This window comes from Bacteroides sp. AF39-16AC, assembly GCF_003602735.1.
GTDB lineage: Bacteria > Bacteroidota > Bacteroidia > Bacteroidales > Bacteroidaceae > Bacteroides > Bacteroides uniformis.
This window is the reverse complement of record NZ_QTLN01000079.1, coordinates 1-1003: the sequence shown is the minus strand read 5'-3', so window position 1 is coordinate 1003 and position 1003 is coordinate 1. Positions and strand designations below refer to the sequence as shown.

Sequence of the window (1003 nt, the reverse complement as noted above, 5' to 3'; positions counted from 1 at the left end):
TTCTGTCTTTGAATCACAAGTCGGTATGCTTTACCCTTCCACTTCTCAACAAGAATAGAGTTCAATTCGAACTCAATGCCATTGATTTCCTCAGTCTTCCAGCCTCTAAGAGCAAAGATGTCATTGTAGAGCGAACTGCAGCGGTTTGCGCGGATATAGAAGGATTTGCTGTGTTTCTCTATTTCCTCCACGATTTCCTCGGAACATGATCCACAATCAGCTCTGAAACGATTGATTGTAAGTCCGTTCTGCTCAAATCTCTCAAAGAATCTCTTCAGCGTGTCCTTCTGATGAAAACGAACGTTGGTGTTACCATCGCTATTCTCAATGCCAACAATCAAGTCGTCAATAACCGCCACGCCAGGGCGATAACCAAGGAACTTCTTGTATGTAGGCTTTGCATCATACTTCTCAGTCTCTATGAACTGATGGTCGAAATCAACATCATACATCTCGCCCTCTTTCAGTTGGCCGGATGCAAACATACAATTGAGCAGTAAGGTATTGAGTGTGTCAGCCGTGTTGAAATCGTAGTTCTTACCCGTATCTGATGTGTATGAGATGTTTCCTTGCGTCAGTTCCTTTATCGCTCTGAGGATAGTATCAGAACTACAAGTACGAAGTGTCGGATGGAGCGAGAGATGGTTCATCAAATGAGTAGTGACATCCTCAATGCATGAGCCACCACAGAAGTAGATACTCATGAGGGAACGGACGATTTCACTGTACTGATAACCGAACGAGCTACACCTTAGACCGAGTGTCGAGTCGATTACAGATGACAATGTGGAGTCAAATTGCTCCATGATTGAAAATATTCCTCCAAAAGGAGTGAGCTTCTCGGATTTTATTTGTATTTTTGCCATGCCTGATGAGGTTTTGTTTGATTATTTTTTTGCAACACTAAGTTAAGTGAATCCTCTGACATGGCAAAATCCTGAGCAACTTTTTGTTGCTCAGGTACTTAAAAAAAATATTTTATAATAGTGTTGCGGAATTAAGG

At 41.9% G+C, this 1003-nt stretch carries 1 protein-coding gene; it reads right to left on the bottom strand.

Annotated elements, in window-relative coordinates; all coding sequences use genetic code 11:
• Nucleotides 1-866 (bottom strand): IS1380-like element IS613 family transposase (locus tag DW039_RS20775; RefSeq protein WP_118196889.1); only part of this gene is annotated, 866 nt, incomplete at its 3' end.
• Nucleotides 867-1003 lie beyond the last annotated feature (137 nt).